Below are 22,751 nucleotides of genomic sequence, written 5' to 3' on the forward strand. Positions count from 1 at the left end.
ACATAAAATAATAGTTTAAATTTCATATCCGTAGCTAAACTACCAAAATATAAATCTCTCTAATACGAGTATTAGTGAAATCAACACTCAGATTCTTATTTTTGAAAATGAAATAGTAGTATGACTACGGATAACGACACAAAATTAAGAAGGCAATTAAAAGATGACCACTAGGGGCAATTTTCGGGGAGATAAAACACTGATGAAGTTCCGGACAATATTTTAATAAAATATTACCGCGAATTTCGCCCCCGGTAATTTTATCCAAAAGTCAAAAATATGCCATTATTGTACCCTATTTGTACCTATGTTTTCTAAAACCCTGTTTTTAAGCGCTTAATACATTCTGCATTGGGAGGGGAAGTACCCATTAGAGTTCCTAACATTGCAACAAATAACTCTAAACCATAAAGATTCAATATTGCTCAGATTTACATCTTGAATTTACCCAGAACATTCAATTTATTCAGATTAATCCGATAGCCCCCCCTAATAGTTTTGAAAAAAGCCCGGCATGCAAACACACCGGGCTTAAATTCAAATCTGATATCTCTAACAGGAAAGTGCTACCAGATTTCCGATATTATTCATTACTCCTTACCACTTTGCAATACAAAATTAATCGGCACGGTGTACGAAACCTGCACTGCTTTCCCTCTTTGCTTACCGGGTTTCCATCGAGGCATAGATTTCACGATTCTGATTGCTTCCGCATTGAGTGAAGGAGAGATGCCCCGTGCTATTCTCACATCTATAATACGACCATCGGTATCTATAACAAAGGACACGTAAACACGGCCTTGAATTCCATTTTCCTGTGCTTTCGGTGGATACTGGATATTCTGCACAAGAAAATTATGCATAGCAGCTTCTCCTCCGGGAAATTCCGGCATATCCTCTACAATAAAAAACACAGGCCTTTCTTGCATTTCTTCTTCTGCAGAAAGATCGGAGAAAGAAATCTCGGTCTCCATCACAGCCTCACTATCTTCAATAATCAAAGCATCTTCGAGGCCAACATCTGCATCGACAATATTCAACACATCTGTTGCCTTAGGTGCAGGGGGCGGCGGTGGCAGGACTCTTTCCTGACTGGTAATGGGAATAATCTCCTCTTCATTCTCACCGATGGCATGATTGCTGACACCTTCCGGCAAAGGATTTGGCTGTTCAATAGTCTTTTGTCTCCCTCCTTTATTGGATACAACTGAATCCACAGCAATAAAAGAAGTGTATTTTGTTAAAAGATTGTATTTCAACCCAAGTTGTGTAATTTCCTCTTTGAGGGCTTCCTTTTTGTCGGAATTATCATAGCTGTAGCTGTCTAAAGAAGCATAATCGCCCAGCAAGCGGATCTTTTCTCTGGCCCAGAGATATTTCAACGCTTTATTCTCCTGATCATTGGCCTGTATTGTCAGGTTTTGTGAGATTTCACTTTTCCCGGATGTCCCTGTTACTTTCAAAATGCCATGTGGCTCCCCACGATATTTTCCGGAAATAATAATGGGCCTTTCGGCAAACAGGTCAGGAATGTTTTCGGGCAAAACATCATAAGCATCAAAACCCTCAAAGTTGTAATCAATGCCGATTAATACAGGTTGAGAAATGTATTTTTCGAACTTCTCAGCCTGCAATACAGCTTCCGATTGATTCATTGCCACAAAGGCTTCCCCATATCCCACATGAGCCATCCCTTCTATCAGATGTCTGTTTACTCCACGTCCAATTCCAAAAGAAAAGAAGTTGGCATTTCCCAGGTTGTTTCTAATATAATCGAAGGTCTCATCCTCTACCGAAACATAGCCATCGGTAAGAATGATGAATGACCGGGCATAATCGTCACATTCATTCAAGCCCATGGCGCTCTTTAGAGCATTGAGCAATTCGGTTCCTCCTCCTCCACGCCGATTATCCATAAACTGAATGGCATCTTCAATATTCCGCTCCGTTGCAGGCAATGATTCCTCATTGTAGATATAGGAACCGCCGGAAAAGAAGACAATATTGAAAAGATCTTTCCCGCGCAATCCCGAAAGGAGACTTTTCATCAATTTTTTAGAAATGTCAAGCGGAAAACCGGACATGGAACCGGAAACGTCAACAATAAAGACATACTCGCGGGCAGGAATATCATCAGGCTCCACCCTTTCCGGAGGTTGCATCATGGCCAAAAAGAATTTTTCCCCATCCGGATTATCATACAACAAAACCCCTGTTTCAATCTGATTGCCCGCCAGACGGTATTGCATCACAAAGTCGCGATTACCGCCATCCGGCTCTTCCATCGCTATTAACGCCGATGATTTTGCCTGGTATTCTATTTTATTTCTGTGGGTTTCGCAACGAATATCCTGAATGGGCAGACCGGTATTCAACTCTATATCAACATCAAGCATAGAAGTTGGCTTTTCACCCTCTTTTAGATAGGGATTTCCGGTCCAGGTTTCGGTTGAGGCTTCGGCCATCTCGCCCTTGCCTACGTATCTGGGACCAACCACGGTAGGATAAACGAATTCGTAAATTTTGTCGGATGGCACCAGGAGTTCGGTGTATGACATTTTAACCTCCACTATGGCTCCGGGCACAATATTAGCCACCTTCATTTTGAAAACGTTGGGACGCTTTTCCTCAAGCAATGACGCTGTCTTCCCCTCCTTCTTAGCCTTCTCGTATCGTTTTCTTGCTTTGTCTTTTTCTTCTATTTTAGCCATAATGACTCTGTCACCCACCTTCATCACCATTTTGTAAACAGCAGCTCTGGTGGAGGCAGGAAACACATAGATGGCTTCAATAACAGACTCACCTGTGTTGACATAGGTTTGGTTAACCGTTACATCGGCAATAACCCCGGAAATTTCAACATCAACATCAGTCGATTTCAGTGGCAGGCTGGCTTTCTCATCCTCATCGGATAATACCACGAAATAAGGAGACGCATTTTTGTCCTGTGCCATGGCAGCAGTCATGATGCAACCAGACAAAATAATAAATAATACTGTTGCTTTGGATAAAAGATCTTTGATTCGCATGGTAAAGAGCTTCAGGAGGGTTTGACAAAAAAAGAAGAAGAGAGCAACAATCAGGTTGTTAATCCGATGTTAAGATCCTGTTACCTTTACCTAAAGCTACCACAAAAGCATCTGAAAATAAACAGTGTAGGCGAATATTTGAATATTTTAAAAGAATATTAATCTTGGTTAACCTTTCAGAATATTTTGTTTCTTGTATTCTCAAGTGCCTCCATTACAGTCATCTTTCAAAAAATTTCACAAAAAAATAAAAACTACTTGTAACAACTTTTTAACAAAATTTCCTAATTAATACATTTAATTATGTTGGATATGGTTTAAAGGGTACCAATTATGTGGCTTCATTCCTTTCAACTCTTCACCATGGTTCTATATTATTTTCCACAATCCTACGCGCAATCACCCAGGTATTCTTTTCAGATGATGTCCCCATCCTCATAATGAGCCTCAATTCAGATGAAGGCTCATTTGTCAGCGGGTTTACAAGGGGCACTATTTGAATAAGCATTAGACAGGGATAAGTGGCACAATGCTTGCTAAGAACCACGTAGTATTTTTTTTTGCACAGACAAAAGAATATCAATCTATTAGACCTCTTATTATACTGTATTAAAGAACAAATAAAATTTGCCGAACTTGTAACAACGTTGTCAGGGAATTTTAAAAACAAGAAATTCCAAAACTTATCAGTTATCCAACAAAACGATATTATTTTAAACATTTAATATACGTGTTTAATAATTTAAAATTGTCTTATTAATGTAACCATTATATTTTCCTTAAACCCTAATACTAATCTTAATCGGTTTAGCTATGAAAATCTTCAAAAACAGATCCACTCACACAAATTTCATTCTTCTTATTTTCTTAGTTTTATTAAGCGGATGTGCTTTATCAAACATTACTTCTGTTTCCAAGAATAAAACTACTAAACCATTTTCATCATTTTTTATTCTTTGTGTTGAATCGCCGGATGAGATCAAGGCGCTGAACAAAGAAAATTACGAAAATTTTATTGCAAATAATTTTAATAAGATTGACGGATTAAATGTCAGAAGTCAACTTGAAAAAACAATTAGCCGGAATCTTTCCATCGGAAATTTCCCAAGAATTGTAAAATCTCTTGATGTATTTCAAGTGGACGAACAATACACTTATGAGGAATTTATGGAAAAGATAGGAGCAACTGGTACCGAAGCTATTTTGTTTGTTAATTTGCGAAACTACTGGCAATCAAAAGAGTATGTCACAAGCTATTATAAGAGAAGCTCCGTAACTCGGGAAGAATTGGAACCCAATGCAACTTATTATGCTTACTTGTATGACCTTAGAAATATAGATGAATATCTATGGTTGAGTAAAGTAAATGTTTATGGAATAAATGCAGGTTATGATACACTTAATAATTATTTCGCCCGTAGAATTTCAAAGGACCTTAAAAAAAATAAATACTCTTATTGATTATGATTAAATAGTTTAGTCTCCAATCACAAAGATATCCAGCATAAAAAAAGGCTTAACCTAAATCTGATTTACCCAACACAGAATTATGATATCATTTTCAATACATGTCTCAATTCCACAACGCCTGTAACCTATAATACAAACATCCCATCAACAGACATAAATCAGATAAATGGAAATTTTGACAATAAACAATCCATGCATTAAAAGCAAAAACAGAACAATCTTCAGAGAGTCAATGAAGAGCAGAGACAAACTGCCTTGAAATGGCTGAAAGTCATGGGCATTTGGGAAATACTGATGCCTTGTTCTCTGATGTTTCATCCACGATTCAGCGTCTGGTTTTGTTGGCACGGGCATTAGTAAAAAATCCATATCTTCTCATTTTGGATGAGCCCTGCCAGGGATTCGATGATGCACAACAAAAATATTTCAAAGCATTAATTGATGAAATCGCCGGACACAGTGAAATGGCTATGATTTATGTCACCCATCACCGGGAAGAGTTGCCGGAGTGTTTTAAGAAGAAAAAACTCACTTTGACCTATTAACAATAATGAAGAAGAGCACGTAAAGGTTATGTTTAATTGAGTGGGAATAAACACGTAAAAATGCTGCCTTCGCCCGGCTTACTGGTTACATGAATCTGGCCATAATGTATGTCCATAAACTCTTTGCACAACAACAGTCCCAAACCGGTGCCTACTTCATTTGAAGTTCCCGAAGTAGAAATGTTCTCTGATATTTTAAAGAGTTTCGACAACTTGTAAGGTTCCATCCCAACGCCATTATCAGCCACAGAAAGTTCAGTAAAGCCCTTATTCTCCTTCTGAACCAATCGGGCATCAACCCTGATTTCACCATTCACATAGGTAAACTTAATGGCATTTGAAACAAGATTTCGGATAATGGTTTCAAACATATTCTGGTCGGTAAATATTTGTAAGTCTGCCGGAATATTGTTTTCAATAGAAATGCTTTTCTTACCCGCCAGGTTTCGTAAGGCCTCCAGTTCCTTCTCAACCATTTCGTTCGCATGATGGAACGCCGGGGAAAAGCGAATAACATTGCTTTGTGCCCTGGCCCAATCCAGCAAATTCTCTAACAAACGATGGGTATGCAGTATATTCTCATTGATCAATTCAACACATTTTTGTTTATCCTTGCCATTAAGGGTTTTATCAATCAGCAACAAATCAGAAAGACCACAGATATTACCAATGGGATTTTTCAAATCGTGGGCAATAATTCCAAGAAATTTATCCTTTGAAGCATTCAGCTTCCTGAGTTCTTCATTCTTCTCTTCAATTTCTTCTTTTATCAATCGGGCTTCAATGGCTTGTTGTTCCAATTTGGTGTTATTACTCAGACTTTCAGCATACAACGCCTTTGTCTTTTTCTGCTCATTGAGCAACAATTTATTGGATTTAAACAGCCTGAACCGGAGTTTATAATGAACCCTGTTAATTATAAACCCTATAATTGATATGGGATAAATATCTGCAATGATTAACAGTTCCTTTTCTGAAGGTTTTCCAATAAAGATGAGAAGCAGAGTAAAAACGATAAGCGGAAACGCATAAATAAATGCTGTTAATCGCCAATTCTCCTTTATGTCCAGCGAGATAAGAAAAATTATCAAAATGGCCCCTGTTACACTTGGCGCCAAAGCTTCTTCGTGCAGATGAAGCAGACATTTGGCATACATCATCAGCTGAAGAGTTATATAAATAGAGATGTACAGGTATTTTTTTAACAGAAAGAACTGATGCCTGTACCAATGGTGTATCAGGAGTAATGAGAGTATGATAACCATTGGAATTGCACGAATGGCAACTCCAATGAAACTATTTCTTACGCTCCAGTCGGAGTACATATAATAAGCAAGAATAACCGCTCCCACCGCTAAAACGAGTGTCATATTCTTTAAAAAGACTTTTCCCAGGTACTTTTCAAACTGAGCTTGAAGCCTTTCCGAATTCAGTTTACTACCCATATAATGAAATATCTACGGTTAGATTGTTTTTAACTACCCCCCCAAAAATTTTTAAGTAAACCGACCTATATTATCCCGGAAAAATCAATTGGTCTAAAGTTGTTTACCACAAGAACATCTGTTGGCAAGCCCGGTTTGCGAGGTTATTCTTAATGAACTGAAAATCCACTTCTTACTGTTTAGTTTCTGACCAGAAACAGCTCTAAAAGCAGAATTTGCTTAGTTTATAGACGGACTCTATTTAAGCATCATCCGTATTTAGTAAAATGGAATCATAATCAATAGCACAACAGACCGTTTCAATATTCTGAAAGTCAAACAATTTGTTTGATAAAATTCAGAATGTCAATGTCGTACGATTTTTCTAACCTCTAACTTTTAAAAATCTAATGATCTATTGATTATTCGAAAATGTTAAAATTATTCGTCACTACCTAATCATGCATACAACTTTATGACCAATGGTCAGATTCTCTGGCCGAAAAGGTTGGCACTGACTGCTTCATGATATGCAGGAATACTCCTTGCTTTTTTAATGATTTTGTGAGCTTTGTGGGGGTTGGAAAATAATTGAGCAAAGTACTCCCAAAAGCTCTGCATCTTTATCAAAAGATGGCCGGGCCCTGACAAAGACTCATCATAGGATTGAAAAAGCGCATCATGAAACCGGCTAAACTGAACAGTCCACGCCTCCGGCAATTGGTCTGTATCCGCCTGAATCATGGCCGGCAAAAAGGGATTAGCGATGACACCCCGGCCAATAGCCCAGCTGTTGATGGACGGAAAGCGTTGCTTCAGTTCCCGGAACTTAGCTACTGAAGTTATGTCGCCATTATAACAGATTTGATGACCGGTATTTTCCAGGCATTGCTGAAACAAGTCAAGATCCGCCTCCCCTTTGTACAATTGTCTGCCCAGGCGGGGATGAATCACAATATTTTTGATTTTATGCTTCTCCAGCAAGGGCAACAAATCAAGAATCTCCCGGCTATTGTCATAACCCAGTCGCATTTTCAGGGAAATGGTAATATCGGATTCATTGGCAACTCTGGTCAACAGCTCATCAATCTGCTCCTTATGTTTTAACATGCCGGAACCCAGTCCGCGTTTTGTTACCATCGGGTAGGGACATCCCAGATTCCAGTTCAATTCACTATAGCCAAGATTCTGCACATACACGGCCACAAACAGAAACTCATCAGCGCTGTTGGTCATCACCTGTGGTATCAGGTTGCTTACCCGGTTATTCTCCGGCAAAAGGTCCCTTTGATAAGAATTCTTTATTTCCAGGTGCTTTGTCAGCCTGATGTAAGGCGCAAACCAGGCATTTATTCCCCCGAAATATTCCTCAACGGCATTTCTGAAAGTAAAATCTGTGAATCCCTGTAAAGGGGAAGCAAGCAACGTAAAACTCATATAAACAATATTTTATCAACATTGATGTTCGATTATATTAAGCCGGAATTATTGCGACCGCGAAAAGCGAAGCGGGAAGCAATCTGCTTCCAAAATAATAGTTTTTCCCGGACAATAGTGTTATTTTTTGTATTATTGCCGCGGTAAAACTCAACAATCCAAAATGGACGCAATCCTTATCATACTTTCATCCACATGGAAATTTGCCGCTACTTTTCCTATAGCTATCTACCTTTTCAAAATGACTTTTACCGAGACCATTTTGTACACCAATATTGGAGGTTTTATCGGCATTATTGTCTCTCTGTTTTTTTCCAAAGGCCTGCTTCTGTTATGGAATAAAATATTTCCGGGTAAAGCCGGCAGTAAAAAGAAACAGAAGAAAAAATTCACTAAATCCAACAGACGCCTGGTAAGGATAAAAACTAAATACGGGATGCCGGGAATTGCAATCCTCACTCCGGTTCTGTTATCCATACCCATAGGAACATTTCTTACCACAAAATACTACGGAAAGAAGCGAACAAATTTTCTTTTTCTTGCTTTGATCCAGGTAATCTGGTCCTTTATATACACCATCGTATTAACACAAATAAAACTCGATATTTAGCCCATAAAACACTAATCCATGCTTAAACCACATCAGGAACTCACAGCCAAAGGGAAAGAGATTTTTGACATTGTACACCAAATCGGAGAACTTATTCCGGAAGATTCCCAAGAACTTCAACACCTCAAAGGTCAAATGCTTGGCGATGCCATGATGCTGACGGCCAAAGTTCGTGGTGCCGAAGGAGGCGACCTTTACGACATCCGTATGGAGAATGCAGCCATTATCAGAAAAGCTGCCCGCGATCTGATGGTAAGCAATCATTCGCTGGAGATGTATGGATTTAAGTATGTGGACTATTTTGATATGGTTCGCGAACTGATTGAGGAGTACCGCCTGATTTTCATTCGCTGGGTACAATCCTTTGATCAATGGAATTACATCATCGACCGTTGGGGCCTTTTCAATCCTCCCGGCGTAGGACCTTTTGACAAGGATCCTGATGATGACATACCATTTGACAATCCGTTCGACGATGAAGAGTAAAAAAGGGAATACCCACGTCAACGGCATTCCCTTCTGAATCCATTTTATAAGAACGCTATTCTATTTCTGCATGATACTCTTGCAGAGATTTCACTTTGTAATCCCCTTTGAGCCGCTCACGGATTCCTTCAGTGGCAGCCAATGCGGCAGAAGTGGTGGTAATATACGGAATGTTGTACTTAATGGCATTCTTGCGAATGTATGAATCATCGTACTCACTCTCCTTACCTTCCGGAGTATTCACAACCAGTTGTATTTCCCCGTTTTTGATGCCATCCACAATATTGGGACGCCCCTCATGAACTTTCCTGATCTCCTTTGAATCAATTCCATGCTCTTTCAGGAAAGCAGCAGTTCCTTTTGTGGCGAGGATACCAAAGTTCATGTCCCGGAAATTTCCGGCAACATCAACAATTTTGTCTTTGTCTCTGTCACCCACAGTAATCAGTACATTACCTTCGATGGGTAGTCCGGACTTTGTAGCCTCCTGAGATTTAAAGAAAGCCATTCCATAATTTTCTGCCAGTCCGAGTACCTCTCCGGTAGAGCGCATTTCCGGCCCCAGCAGGGGATCCACCTCTGCAAACATATTAAAAGGAAATACAGCCTCTTTTACACCGTAATGCTTAAACACTTTCTCTTTGAGTGCAAATGATTTCAGATCTTTACCCAGCAGTAAATCAGTGGCGATGGGCACCATTGAAACCCCGCAAACTTTGGATACCAGAGGCACGGTACGCGATGCACGAGGATTTGCTTCAATGATGTAAACCGTGTCATCATAAATGGCATACTGAATATTCATCAATCCCTTCACATTCATGTCCAAAGCAATGCGACGGGTATATTCTTTCATGGTGTCGATGTGCTTCTGAGGAATTACCACCGGTGGAATCACACAGGCCGAATCGCCTGAGTGAATGCCGGCATATTCGATGTGTTGCATTACCGCAGGCACAAAGGCTTCTGTTCCGTCAGAAATAGCATCTGCCTCCGCCTCAATGGCGTCTTCCAGAAACTTATCTATCAGCAGCGGTCGGTCGGGAGATACGATTGTGGCAGTTTTAACATATTGCTCCAGCATCTCCTCATCCAGAATGATACGCATGGCACGGCCACCCAACACATACGAAGGACGGATCATCAACGGATATCCGATACGACCGGCAATTTTCAGGGCTTCGTCCAGCGAACTGGCCATCCCCGACTCAGGTTGAGGAATTTCAAGTTTCTGCATAATCTGGCGGAACTGGTCACGGTCTTCGGCCAAATCGATTGTATGCGGTGAAGTACCAAGAATTTTCACCCCGGCTTCTTCCAATTCTTTAGCCAAATTGAGCGGAGTCTGACCGCCAAACTGCACAATTACACCTTCGGGCTTTTCCTGCTCATAGATGCTCAATACATCCTCGGCGGTCAGCGGTTCAAAATAAAGCTTATCCGATGTATCGTAATCGGTGGAAACGGTCTCCGGATTACAATTTACCATGATAGACTCATAACCGGCATCCTTAAGTGCAAAAGCGGCATGCACGCAACAATAATCAAACTCAATACCCTGACCAATACGATTGGGACCCCCACCCAGCACCATAATTTTTTTCTTGTCGCTTGTCTTTACTTTATTGGGGGCATTGTAGGTAGAGTAATAATAAGCAGCATCTTCTTCCACACCGCTTACGGGAACCGGTTCCCATGCCTCGTTTAATCCGAGCTTTTTACGTCTGTCGCGTATTTCTTTCTCACCTATACCAAGCAACTGAGCCAGGTATTTATCAGCAAAACCATCTTTTTTGGCCTCGATGAACAACTCATCAGGCAACTCTTTTGCTTTGAACGACAATATTTTTTCTTCCAGCTCAACAAGCTCTTTCATTTGCGTAATGAACCACCTGTTGATGTAAGTCTTTTCAAACAGTTCATCCACACCGGCCCCCTTGCGAAGAGCCTCGTACATGATAAACTGACGTTCACTGGTGGCCACATTGAGCATCACCATCAGCTCATCAAGCGATTTTTCGTTAAAATCTTTTGCAAACCCCAGTCCGTATCGGTCTATTTCCAACGATCGGATGGCTTTATGAAATGCCTCTTTATAGGTTTTACCAATACTCATGACCTCACCCACGGCCTGCATCTGTGTGCCCAGTTTATCGGTGAGTCCGTCGAATTTCTCAAATGCCCATTTGGCAAACTTTACCACAACATAATCGCCACCGGGGGTATATTTTTCCAAAGAGCCATCGCGCCAGTAAGGAATCTCATCGAGCGTTAATCCACCTGCCAGCAACGCAGAAACATAGGCAATAGGAAATCCGGTAGCCTTACTGGCCAGAGCAGATGAGCGCGAAGTACGCGGATTGATTTCGATGACCACTACCCTGTCAGTCACCGGGTCATGGGCAAACTGCACATTGGTTCCGCCAATCACGCCAATATCCGACACAATTCGATAAGCATATTCCTGAAGACGCTGCTGCAGTGCTTCCGAAATGGTCAGCATAGGCGCCGTACAAAACGAGTCTCCTGTATGAACCCCGATGGCATCCACATTTTCGATGAAACAAACAGTAATCATCTGGTTTTTGGAGTCACGTACAACCTCCAGCTCCAGCTCCTCCCAGCCCAGAACCGATTCTTCCACCAGGATTTGATTTACCATACTGGCGGCGATTCCACGCGCGGCAACGGTTCGCAATTCCTCCAGGTTATAGACCAATCCGCCACCGGTTCCCCCCATGGTATAGGCAGGACGAATCACCACTGGATATCCCAATTCTGCAGCAAAGACTTCGGCATCTTCCACAGTCTCCACCGCTTTACTTTTGGGCATGTCGATACCAAGAGAAATCATAGAGTTCTTAAACTCGGTACGATCTTCCCCTTTTTCAATGGCTTTCAGGTTTACCCCGATTACCTCCACATTGTATTTATCCAGAATCCCTTTATTGGCCAGCGTCAAAGAGAGGTTCAAAGCTGTTTGTCCACCCAGATTGGGCAACAAAGCATCGGGACGCTCCTTTTCTATAATTTTGGTCAGTGCAAACTCATTCAGGGGTTCAATATAAGTCACATCGGCAGTGGAAGGATCCGTCATGATGGTTGCCGGATTGGAATTGACCAATACAATTTTATACCCCAGTGCTTTCAGTGCTTTACAAGCCTGAGTACCCGAATAATCAAATTCACAAGCCTGACCGATAATGATGGGTCCCGACCCGATGATTAATATTTTGTGGATGTCGTTTCGTTTAGCCATAATTTATATTTGAGTCATTTTGGTTACCTGTTTCTGACAACTTTATTCAAATTGCGCTCAAAAAATAACAAATAGTTAATTTTTATTCCACAAAAATATAATTTATTAATCGGCGGGAGGATGTTTTTCTCTTTTTTTTGATAATCAACCCCTACCAACCCCCATAATCGTGTAAAGTCGCGTCATTGCGAACGTAGTGAAGCAATCTCAATTTTTTAACCGGACGACAATGATAATCAATTGTATTCCTTCGTTCTTCACTCCCCCAAACTTGGTTTCATGAATTGTCCTTTTGGACTTGCTTAACTTTTGGCACAAAAAAAGGCCCTCAAAAAATATGAGGACCCGTCACTTAGTTTTTAGCAAGCTTATAAATAAAGCAGGCACTAAATAGTTCAGGTTAGCAGAATTTAATCCTATGCCCCGCCTTTTTTCGTTTCAATTAAAACCACTCCGTTGGCTCCGCGGCTTCCATAAATAGATGATCCTGCATCCTTAATTACATCGATACTAGTCACATTACAAGGACTAATATGGGAAATGGAACTTACGACTATTCCATCCACCACATACAACGCACAACTGGATAAATTCAATGAATTGGTACCCCGAATAACAACCTCTGCACCATGGCCCCTTCCCCGAACTTCAACCCCCGGAAGCCGTCCGCGGATAAGCTCAAAAATATCCGAATAATTGCAGAAATCTTCATTTTCAGGCCCCATATGAGAGACGGAATTAATCAACTCATCTTCATCTACATACCCGTAACCAACTGCTCTTTTTTTATTTTCAGGAGTTGGAATAAAGGTAACATGAACAAACAGAGAATCCTTCACTTTTTCGTTGATACGTACCCGCTCGTTGCGAAATACTTTCCCTTTAAAAAGCAAAACATCCTTTTCTTTGGTGACTATACTAAAACGGCCAAGAGAATCGGTATTAATTCCGGCTCCACTTTTTTTGGCGTGAACTTCAAAGTTGGCCACAGGCAGATTGTCCAGCGTGGTGACTTGTCCTTGTACAATTCTGGTCTGGGCTGTTGTCGAAAAACCAGCAAGAATAACAAGGAGTATAATACTAAAAAAATAATTCTTCATAACTTTCTCCTTTTATTAAATATCAGGGTTAATTCATTTTCAATATATTAGATCAGCAATCCCATCAGTGGTTTAAACTTCAAATTAAATGACCTTTAATCTATAGACAATGAGAGGGATAAAAACCCTTACTGACCACACAAAAAATCTGAGTCCGGGCAAAATCTAACATCTAACCGTAGAGGAAGAATTCTCTTTGTGATAAATCATAGAAATATAACTATTTCATCTGTCTTCTGCCTGTCAATTGCCCTTACTCCAGTTATCCGATGATTTAATTTTAAACCCTGCAATACCCCTATTTGTTGGGAGTATTTAAACATTGGAATATTTGCATTAAATATTCACATTCTCCATTCCCACAACTTATTACAAGGATTATGCCACCCTTAAAGTCAATGAGTTAATGTCTCTCAAAACCCCATTTAATGGGGATTGATGCTCCTGACCTTCTCCTCTATTTTTGTCTTCCGAAACAATACCACATTGCATTGAAACTGCGCATTCCACAAATATCAGATGAAACGAATGGGATTTCCGAAAGGCATTTTTTTTGGAAAAACACCAAAAAACAAGTCTCATGCAGATCAACTATTCTTTGTGAGTACAGTGCATTCGACAACAAAAATTATTTGAATCGTAAGAACAATTGGCTTCTGGAACAGAAAGTCAAATACACTTTGATCTTTTTGCTGTTTTCACTACTCACCCCCTATTCATCCGCTCAACAATCCCAATCCGTTTCAGGAACAATTCTGGAAAAAGCATCCAACAACCCTATACAATATGTTGCCGTGGGACTAAAAGAATTAAACCGCTGGCAATATTCGAATAACAACGGAAAATTCACGTTTCAAAATATTCCGGCAGGAACGTACACTTTGGTGGCACATTGTCTGGGCTACACCCCGTTTGAAACAACCATTGACCTACAGACGAACTGGACACAAACGATAATGCTTCAGAGGTTGGATCTCCGGATTCAGGAAGTCATTGTTACAGCTACCGAAAAAGCCAACGAGACGGGTACATCAGTCATCAACCGCCAGGCCATGCAGCACCTGCAACCATCCGGATTTGGTGATTTGCTGGAATTGCTACCCGGATACCGCTGGGGAAAGCAGAATTTGTCGGAAATCAACTCCATAAAACTGAGACAGGCCGGTGATGATCTCAATACAGCCTACGGAACATCCTTTTATGTGGACGGCATTCCTCTCAGCAGTGATGCATCCATGCAGGGCAATAATTTGGCGGAATCCGGTCTCAAACTAAAAAATCGCATCAACGTAGCCAATGGCATTGATATGCGACAGGTTCCTACGGATGACATTGAGCAAGTCGAGATTGTACGCGGCATTCCCTCTGCCAGACAAGGCAATCTCTCCACCGGGGCTGTCATCATCAAACGGAAATGGGGCGAATCACCTCTGTCGGCAAGGGCGAAGACAGACCTGAAAAACAAAGTTTTTGCCATCAGCAAAGGCATCAACCTGGGCAATCACAAAGGGATTCTTAATATTGGAACTGAACTTCTGCATTACAAAGATGATCCAAGAAGTCCTCTGCAAACTTACCTCCGGAATCAGTCCTCGCTGCGTTACTCCAATCACTATTCCATTGGCCAAAGCACCTTATCTGTCAAAACAGGGCTGGACTATCTTTTGACGATAGATAAAGAGAAGGAAGATCCGGAACTAAATTATGGAATGAAAGATGAATACCGGGCAGAGCGTTCCCGAATGGATTTTAGCGTACAGAGCGATCTGCACATTCCCGGGGACGTCAGCAAAAATTTAGAGTTCAGAATAAAAGCAAGTCACACCCAAAACACACTTACGCGCGACAGGCTGGTTGCTCTGACAGGCCCCCAACCAATTCCGGCTTCTATGGAAGAAGGAAAATATTACGCCGAATATCTGCCATCAAGATATGAAGCATCTTTTGAACGGGATGACCAACCTTTTCAGCTCTTTGCTTCGCTGGATTTTTCATTGAGCGGAAATGTACATAACCTAACCCATCAGTTCAACAGCGGTGTGGACTGGCAAACGCTCAAGAATTTTGGCAAGGGAGACATCTTTGATGCGTCACGTCCGATATTTCCCACCAATGGAGGAAGGCCCTATGATTTCAGTGACATTCCTGCCATGCATACCCTCTCCTTTTATGCGGAAGAAGAGTTGAATTTCAACATGGGAAAACATCACTTAAAAGTACGTCCCGGCATCAGAATACAGATGCTTCCCGGTATCAGCAAGGATTTTGATATGCAGGGGAAAGTGTACACTGACCTGCGTGGACATATTGGTTATACCCTCCCAAAGTTTCAGGTGGCCGGGCAGGAGATTAAGCTCACCCTTCATGCCGCAATGGGAGAAATGACGCGGATGCCTGCACTGGCAATGCTCTATCCCCAGCAAGAGTATTTCGACATAGTGGAACTGAATTATTACTCCCAGACACCTGAACTGCGCCAGCTGTATGTGATGACTGAAATTGAGGATCGCACCAATTACAGCATCCGACCGGTCAGGAATCTGAAAAAAGAAATCGGGCTGAATGCAAAAATCGGAAAAACCAAAGTGATGCTTTCGCTCTTTGATGAATATTTGAATGATGGTATCCTGTCAGCTGCAAACTTTGTATCCTATACTTACAATTATTACGATCCGGCATCTGTATCTTCCGAAAATCTTACTACTCCTCCTGCCATCGATCTCTTTTCGGCAAAAGAAAGAAGTCGGTTATTCTCATACAGACAACATACAAACGGCTCTGAGCTGCACAAGCAGGGTTTGGAATACCAAATCATATCGCCAAAAATCAGAACACTCAACACACGCATTACCATCAGCGGAGCCTGGTTCAAAACGCGGTATCACATATCCCTGCCCGAATACGAAAGACGCTCTATTGTTTACCAGGGAACAGAATATCCTTATGTGGGAATATTTGCAATGGATGATTCTGAAAGCGAAAGAAAGGAATTGTTCAACACCAATTTACGATTTGACACCCACCTGCCTCAACACCGGTTGTTGCTGACGCTGGCGCTGCAAACTACCTGGTATCAGAAACAACAATATCTCCCTTATGATGGGACTCCGGTGGCATACATGGACAACAAAGGCAACATTTATCCATACACGGAAGCTGATCAGGAGGATCCGTTACTGAAACTGCTGACACGCACTTTCACCCCTTATCATTTCGATGAACAGAAAAAACCCATCGATATGGGGGTAAACATCAAAGTCAGTAAAGAAATCGGAAATCATCTGACATTCGCCTTTTTCGTGAACCGGCTGATCAACTACCTGCCCGATTACAAACTAAGAACAGGTGCCACCTATCTCAGAAGTGAACAACCTTATTTTGGAATGGAACTCAAGTTTAACATCTAATATAACACATACTATGAAGTACATCAATTTACTATTTGCAATGTCTGTGCTGCTGCTTGCTGCATCCTGCGAAGACGATGAAACAGTTCCCATGTCGGAACTAACGGTAACGGTTACCCTGCCTCAGGAAATGGGTGACGATGTCAATCCCGAAGGCCTGGCAGTAACACTCTCCAATACGACCAACGGAAATGAAACAACCGGAGCTGTTGATGACACAGGAATCTACACTGCTACTGTGGAAGAAGGGGTTTACAACATTCTTGTCAGCGGAGAGAAAAACTATATCTCTGAAATTGGAAATGACCAGTTTGAACAAACCGTGAAACTTACAGGACTGACGGAAAACATCAGTGTTTCAGGAACCGCCTTCGAAACAGAAATCGGTCTTTTTATTGCACCTGCCAGTGAGGGTTGGGTGTTCAAAGAGTTGTATGTCACCGGTTCACAAACACCCGAAGGCAGAAGTTATTACAAAGACAAATACTTTGAAATCTACAATAATAGTGATGAAGTTTTGTATGCTGATGGAATCTCTATTGGAGAGTCGGATCATAACTCCTCATCAGAACTCAATATCTGGGCAGATATGATAGACGAGTACTTTGTAACACAATTGATTTACACCATTCCGGGAGATGGTTCTACCTATCCGGTGCAGCCCGGGGAGAGTATTGTTATGGCCGATGTAGCCATTGACCATACGGCTGACAATGCCAGTTCCATTGATTTGTCGGGTGCCAATTTTGAGTGGTACGATGATCATATTCTGGATGTTGATGTTCCTGAAGTACCCAATCTGGTCAAAAACTTTAGTTATTCAAAATCAATCTGGACACCGCACAATAAGGGGTTTAAATCGTATGTCATTTTCAGACCGGAAGGCTCCATGGATGATTTTCTGGAAAGCAACCTGATTGAAAAACAAAATGCCAACGGAAGTACCTCCGTTCGCTACAGAATACCCAACAGTTCCATTTTGGATGCGGTAGAAATGGGAACTCCCTCGGATTTTCTCAGCAAAGGACTCTCACCTGCTTTAGACCTCAGCTATATCAACTGTGGAGATGGCAACGATGCCAGATATGGCAAAGTAGTGCGACGCAAGGTTCAGTCGGTTCAGGATGGACGTATCATCTACATGGACACCAACAACTCAGCGGTGGACTTTCTCAGCACTGTTGATCCCAAACCGGGCATCATAGAAGAATAAAATACCTGAGGGAAACTTATCAAAGCTAATGATTCAGAGATTTTTCATAACATTTGTTTTTATCGTTTGTCACGTGGCCATGCAGGGAGCCGATACTTTATCGGTCTCCCGGCGTGCCCATCTGTGGCATTCCGATAAACCTGCTATCATCCGGCTGGCGCAAAACCAGCCGGCCCTCAAACAATTCCTTCCGCTGGATCGATACACGGAAATATCAGTAAATACAACAATTCAAAACAACAATTCTCTTCATTACCATCATCAGGGAGATACACATCATACCCTGGGTGGAGAAGTTGTGGGATACCACAAAAACGATCGAAACACGCTCTTTGGAAAAGCGGCCTACCACCGTCAAAAAGAAAAATACATTCGTTGGTCACAGGTAGAAGATGTTCATCGACTGGGGCCATATATTATAGCAGACAGTACCACCGGCACCCGTGACTATGAGACCTACCTTTTGTCGGGCGGACTATCGCACCAAACCCCAGCCGGTACGCTCGGTCTTTCCGCAAGCTACCGTGCTCAAAGCAGCTACAGAACCCGCGATCCGCGCAGTTATTCTATCATCTCCGACTTTAAGTTCACTGCCGGTTGGGCCCTGCCCGTTGGCAGATCAAATCTGGCGGCCTTATCTGTCACTTTTGGCCGTTACGATCAGGCGCTAAATATCAAATCTTACGAGGAAGGCAGAACCGACCTGATTTATTTTATGTATGGCTTTGGGTATTACAACCAGAACCTTTCCGGCTCATCAGACAACTATTCCACTGATTACAAAGGCAATAATCATGCACTTGAATTTCAGTTTCTACCAATACAGGAAGAGGGATGGTTCCTAAATACCCGATACGCCTCGGAAACCATTGATGCAGCCTACAGCCACCGCACACGTGGAAGCTACAAGTCCACCGACCTGATCCTGACAAGCGGATATCAATGGAAAACACCGGCGCATCAATACCGAATCAGCCTGGATGCAACTCATGAAACTGGCCAAGGCACGGAGTTTTATTACGAAACCTTTATTGTAGATACGATTACTGCAACCACCGAAACACAGTTACTTTCAAAAAATCAAAAGTTCCACAAGCAATACTCCTCGCTCTCCCTTAAGGGTAAAGGATGGATCACAAATAATCAGTGGACAATCATCCCTGAACTGAAAAGCGGTATTCTGTTTCATTCCTCTGAGTATAGAACTACTCCCTGGAAAACAGCAATCAATCAACTAATTATTAAACCATCAGTGGGCATCAGAAAAAATCATCAACAATCGATAAGCACCATAGATATCGCCACTGCATGGATCACCGCAACCAGCAATAAATTACTGGTAGCCGAAGACAACCTCATCGTGCAGAAGACCTTATTGCCTGATTTTCAATTCCGGTCAGCTAATAAGTTTTACACACAATTGGAAGCCAAACATATACAAACCATGAAAAACCAGAACGCATGGCAAATCAAAGCCGGATGCAAGTTACTCAAGGCCCGTGGGGAAACCGCCACAAAAGTGTGGCTGTCGCTGGGGCTGGTGCTTTTTTAGTCAGTAGCAAGTAGCCAGTAATTCGTAATTAGTGCCCGTCTATAAAGTCGGGAAAGGTTCTGGCTGGAGCTGTGTCTGTTCAGAAAGTGCCAGTTACAAAGCCTGCCCCGATTTTTCTTCGGGGGCTTGCGAAGTCCGAAAATACGGAGTTTACTTTTTGTAAATGAGTACTTTTCGGACAAGCGTAACGCAGTAAATGATACTTTATGGACAAACACTAATTAATAAAGGAAAAATACAAACAATGGAAAATGTAATAGAATGCAGACATCTCACCCATTATTATGGCGACAGATGCATTTATGAAGACCTGAACTTTGCCATCCCCAAAGGACGGATAGTAGGGCTGTTGGGCAAAAACGGAACCGGCAAGACCACTACCATCAATATCTTGAATGGTTATTTGCAGCCAAAATCGGGTGAGTGCCGCATGTTTGGACAAAATGCAGGACGACTCAGCCCTTCAGTAAAGCAAAAAGTGGCATTACTGCTCGAGGGACATGTTCAGTATTCATTCATGAACATCGCACAAATTGAAAAATTCTACGCTTCTTTTTATCCGCTTTGGGACAAGGTGCCTTTCTGGGAGCTGATGAACAAACTGAAAATTGCTCCCAAACAGCGCATTTCCCGAATGTCCTGCGGTCAGCGATCCCAAGTGGCACTGGGCATTATACTGGCCCAAAATGCAGATTTGCTGATTCTGGACGACTTTTCCATGGGACTGGATCCGGGATATCGGCGACTATTCGTGGATTACCTGAGTGAATATGCACATGCTGAAGACAAAACAGTATTTGTCACGTCCCACATCATTCAGGATATGGAGCGCCTGATCGATGACTGCATGATTCTGGATTATGGCAAATTACTGCTCCAACAACCCGTTGACAGGTTTCTTAATTCCTTTAAACGCTACCGGATGACCTCCCTCCTGGCTCCAAATTGGAAAAAGATGCCGGTGGTGCACCCCGAAAAAATACGCAACAAAATGGAATTCTATTCCGATGCGGGTAAACAAACCATTGTACAGAATTTAAAGGAACAGGGATTTGAAACAAATGACCTGCAGGAAGAATCATTAACACTGGAAGAAGCCTTCATCGGTCTCACAGGAAAATACTAAAACCATGATAAAAGCACTTTTATACAAAGAATGGATTAAAACCCGGTGGTTTCTGCTGGCTATCGCCATTGCGGGACTACTGCTACACATCTATATGTTTATGCGTGTGGGTCGCTCCATCCGCCTGGTGGGTGCAGAACACATCTGGGATGTGATTATTACGCGCAACCAGTTTTTGTTTTCGGAACTGAAATACCTCCCCTTGCTTAGCGGAGCACTACTGGGATTGTCTCAGTTTATCCCCGAAATCACCAATCGCAGAATAAAACTAACATTTCACCTGCCGCTGCGTGAGAAAACCATTACCACCTGGATGGTCGGATTTGGTTTTATACTATTGACGGGGCTTTTCCTCGTGCAGTTTGCAGGCCTGTTTACAGGCATACACCTGTTGTTTGCCCCTGAAATTGTGAGCAATGGTGCCCTTACCGTTCTTCCCTGGTATGTAGCAGGTTTGTGGGCTTATCTGGCCTGTGTATTTGTAGCAGTGGAACCCACCTGGCGAATGCGCATTCCCAATCTGCTAATATCAACAGGACTTATTCGCATCCTTTTTCTCTCGGATTTCCCGGCGGCTTATGCTCCTATGCCGGTTCTGATGCTTGCAGGGACAATACTTTTCGTGTTATTTCTCTGGCTCTCTGTTTTCCGTCTGAAAGTCGGAAGACAATAATCTCCGGAGCAACAAAAATATTAACAAGCAAATCGCAAACGAATGAAACGAGCATGATATTTTTTAAATATAAATATCACAAGAGAATATGTTTAAAAGAATATTATGCGAGAGCAAAGCGGTTCCATTCGTTCTCAAATTTTTAATTAGTTCTTTATCACATAATTACAAAATTTTAAACGAATGAAAATCATAAAAATACTATTATCCATCACCACCATTTTCCTACTGGCGTGGGTGCTGCCCTGGCTATGGGATATCGCCACCGACAAACCCAATCATTATCCATTTACCTATTACAGCAGTGTGGCCGAAACCTTTGGCATCCGGGAAACCATCAACGAACAAACCACACTCAAAGATGCCAAAGGAAACACCTATACACAGGCCCAGTTCGACAGCATTTTGCCAATGGTCTATTTCCGGCAATTGACACGGGAAGGCAACCTCCCCGATTCATTACATGGGGTGGAGATGAATCAGAAAATCATTGCCATGAACAATTTCTACTTACGTTACCGTCCGGCCGATAAAAACAAACCGGTGATTCCCTTATACACTCTTTTCGAATCAATGCCCAAAAGAGTGGATCTGGAAATGCCGGGAGACAGATTCAGGCTTACCCGAAAATTGGAGTTTGTGCAACCGGAAACCAACACCATCGACAAAGAAAAGAGTAACCAATTTGATGCGGCTCTCCGGGAAAAAGGTTTTATGGGGCCTCCCAAGATCGTTGCCGGGAACCCCACAACCCGAAAAGCTTATGACGAGGGCTATTTCATTGTGGACGGCCAAAACAAACTCTTTCATCTGAAAATGGTCAACGGACGTCCTTATGTCGGCTCTGTGGATCTTCCTGAAGACATAAATCCTGTTTGGATTACAGTAACAGAATATCCGGCCCGACAGTTTTATGCTTTTCTGATTACAGATGAGGGGCGGTTGTTTACTATTTTCACTGGAGGATATGAAGTAAAAGAAATACCGGTTCCTCCGTTCAATCCTGAAAGCGACAACCTCCTGATTATGGGTAACCTTTTTTACTGGAATGTGGAAGTCACTTCGGAAACAGGACAAACTCTTTTTGCCGTGGATGCATCCGATTACCAGCTGAAAGAAAGCATAACTTTTTCTGCACCTGACGAAAATGAAAAGTTGTACAGTATTCTGTTCCCCTTCAGCCTGCGTTTCACTTCCGTAAACGATGAATATGTAAAACCCCGCATAGAATTTACAGGTTTCGCATATCTGATCTCAGCGGTTTTACTACTTTTGGGTTACATTCTGACTCGCCGGTACCAGAAGAAGTCCATACCCTTTTGGACAGCAGCTTTAATTTTGCTTACTGGAACTTTTGGGCTGCTGGCATCCATCATCATTGGAAATACTGAAGAAAATTAAATAATTCACCAACTAAACA

The 22,751-nt window shown here is 42.0% G+C and carries 15 protein-coding genes; 10 read left to right on the forward strand and 5 right to left on the reverse strand.

The window, feature by feature from the left end; all coding sequences use genetic code 11:
* Positions 1-590: 590 nt before the first annotated feature.
* Positions 591-3,029 (reverse strand): TonB family protein, encoded by a 2,439-nt coding sequence (locus tag BY457_RS11275; RefSeq protein ID WP_106153436.1) that lies wholly within the window; start codon positions 3,027-3,029, stop codon positions 591-593.
* Positions 3,030-3,842: 813 nt separating this feature from the next.
* Here BY457_RS11275 and BY457_RS11285 point away from each other — a divergent pair.
* On the forward strand, positions 3,843-4,490 hold the full coding sequence (locus BY457_RS11285) for a hypothetical protein (protein ID WP_106153438.1): 648 nt from the start codon (positions 3,843-3,845) through the stop codon (positions 4,488-4,490).
* Between the two features lie 269 nt (positions 4,491-4,759).
* A complete protein-coding gene (locus BY457_RS11290) occupies positions 4,760-5,044 on the forward strand; it encodes an ATP-binding cassette domain-containing protein (protein WP_106153439.1) in 285 nt (94 codons plus the stop codon).
* Positions 5,045-5,076: 32 nt separating this feature from the next.
* Here the strand turns inward: BY457_RS11290 and BY457_RS11295 are convergent, their stop codons facing one another.
* Entirely contained in the window at positions 5,077-6,489 is a 1,413-nt protein-coding gene (locus tag BY457_RS11295) for a sensor histidine kinase (protein ID WP_106153440.1), read from the reverse strand.
* Between the two features lie 465 nt (positions 6,490-6,954).
* The gene (locus BY457_RS11300) at positions 6,955-7,905 is read right to left on the reverse strand and encodes a tRNA dihydrouridine synthase (RefSeq protein WP_106153441.1); all 951 of its coding nucleotides are present in this window, start codon (positions 7,903-7,905) and stop codon (positions 6,955-6,957) included.
* A 163-nt stretch (positions 7,906-8,068) separates the two neighbouring features.
* Here BY457_RS11300 and BY457_RS11305 point away from each other — a divergent pair, with 163 nt between their 5' ends.
* Together BY457_RS11305 and BY457_RS11310 are read left to right on the forward strand one after the other, a co-directional pair.
* The gene (locus BY457_RS11305; RefSeq protein ID WP_106153442.1) at positions 8,069-8,515 is read left to right on the forward strand and encodes a hypothetical protein; all 447 of its coding nucleotides are present in this window, start codon (positions 8,069-8,071) and stop codon (positions 8,513-8,515) included.
* An 18-nt stretch (positions 8,516-8,533) separates the two neighbouring features.
* Entirely contained in the window at positions 8,534-9,001 is a 468-nt protein-coding gene (locus tag BY457_RS11310) for a hypothetical protein (protein WP_106153443.1), read from the forward strand.
* A 55-nt stretch (positions 9,002-9,056) separates the two neighbouring features.
* On the opposite strand, the gene carB is transcribed toward BY457_RS11310, so the two are convergent.
* Positions 9,057-12,260 carry a carbamoyl-phosphate synthase large subunit gene (carB, locus tag BY457_RS11315; RefSeq protein ID WP_106153444.1) on the reverse strand — a complete coding sequence of 1,068 codons (3,204 nt, stop codon included), beginning with the start codon at positions 12,258-12,260 and terminating at the stop codon, positions 9,057-9,059.
* Between the two features lie 416 nt (positions 12,261-12,676).
* Positions 12,677-13,360, reverse strand: a complete 684-nt coding sequence (locus tag BY457_RS11320; RefSeq protein ID WP_106153445.1) for a TonB-dependent receptor plug domain-containing protein — start codon at positions 13,358-13,360, stop codon at positions 12,677-12,679.
* Positions 13,361-13,788: 428 nt separating this feature from the next.
* On the opposite strand from BY457_RS11320, the gene BY457_RS11325 reads away from it, so the two are divergent.
* The 6 genes from BY457_RS11325 to BY457_RS11350 all read left to right on the forward strand — a co-directional run bounded on the left by BY457_RS11325 (position 13,789) and on the right by BY457_RS11350 (position 22,732).
* Complete coding sequence (locus tag BY457_RS11325) at positions 13,789-16,767, forward strand: TonB-dependent receptor (protein WP_106153446.1); 2,979 nt, start codon at positions 13,789-13,791, stop codon at positions 16,765-16,767.
* Between the two features lie 13 nt (positions 16,768-16,780).
* Positions 16,781-17,980: a DUF4876 domain-containing protein gene (locus tag BY457_RS11330; RefSeq protein ID WP_106153447.1), complete on the forward strand. Its 1,200-nt coding sequence runs from the start codon at positions 16,781-16,783 to the stop codon at positions 17,978-17,980.
* Between the two features lie 28 nt (positions 17,981-18,008).
* Positions 18,009-19,532 carry a DUF6850 family outer membrane beta-barrel protein gene (locus BY457_RS11335; protein ID WP_106153448.1) on the forward strand — a complete coding sequence of 508 codons (1,524 nt, stop codon included), beginning with the start codon at positions 18,009-18,011 and terminating at the stop codon, positions 19,530-19,532.
* Between the two features lie 244 nt (positions 19,533-19,776).
* Complete coding sequence (locus BY457_RS11340) at positions 19,777-20,658, forward strand: ABC transporter ATP-binding protein (protein ID WP_106153449.1); 882 nt, start codon at positions 19,777-19,779, stop codon at positions 20,656-20,658.
* A 4-nt stretch (positions 20,659-20,662) separates the two neighbouring features.
* Positions 20,663-21,331: a hypothetical protein gene (locus BY457_RS11345; protein WP_106153450.1), complete on the forward strand. Its 669-nt coding sequence runs from the start codon at positions 20,663-20,665 to the stop codon at positions 21,329-21,331.
* Positions 21,332-21,514: 183 nt separating this feature from the next.
* Positions 21,515-22,732 (forward strand): DUF4857 domain-containing protein, encoded by a 1,218-nt coding sequence (locus BY457_RS11350; RefSeq protein ID WP_106153451.1) that lies wholly within the window; start codon positions 21,515-21,517, stop codon positions 22,730-22,732.
* Positions 22,733-22,751: the final 19 nt, after the last annotated feature.

The sequence above is a fragment of the Marinilabilia salmonicolor genome, from assembly GCF_003003035.1.
Lineage (GTDB): Bacteria > Bacteroidota > Bacteroidia > Bacteroidales > Marinilabiliaceae > Marinilabilia > Marinilabilia salmonicolor_A.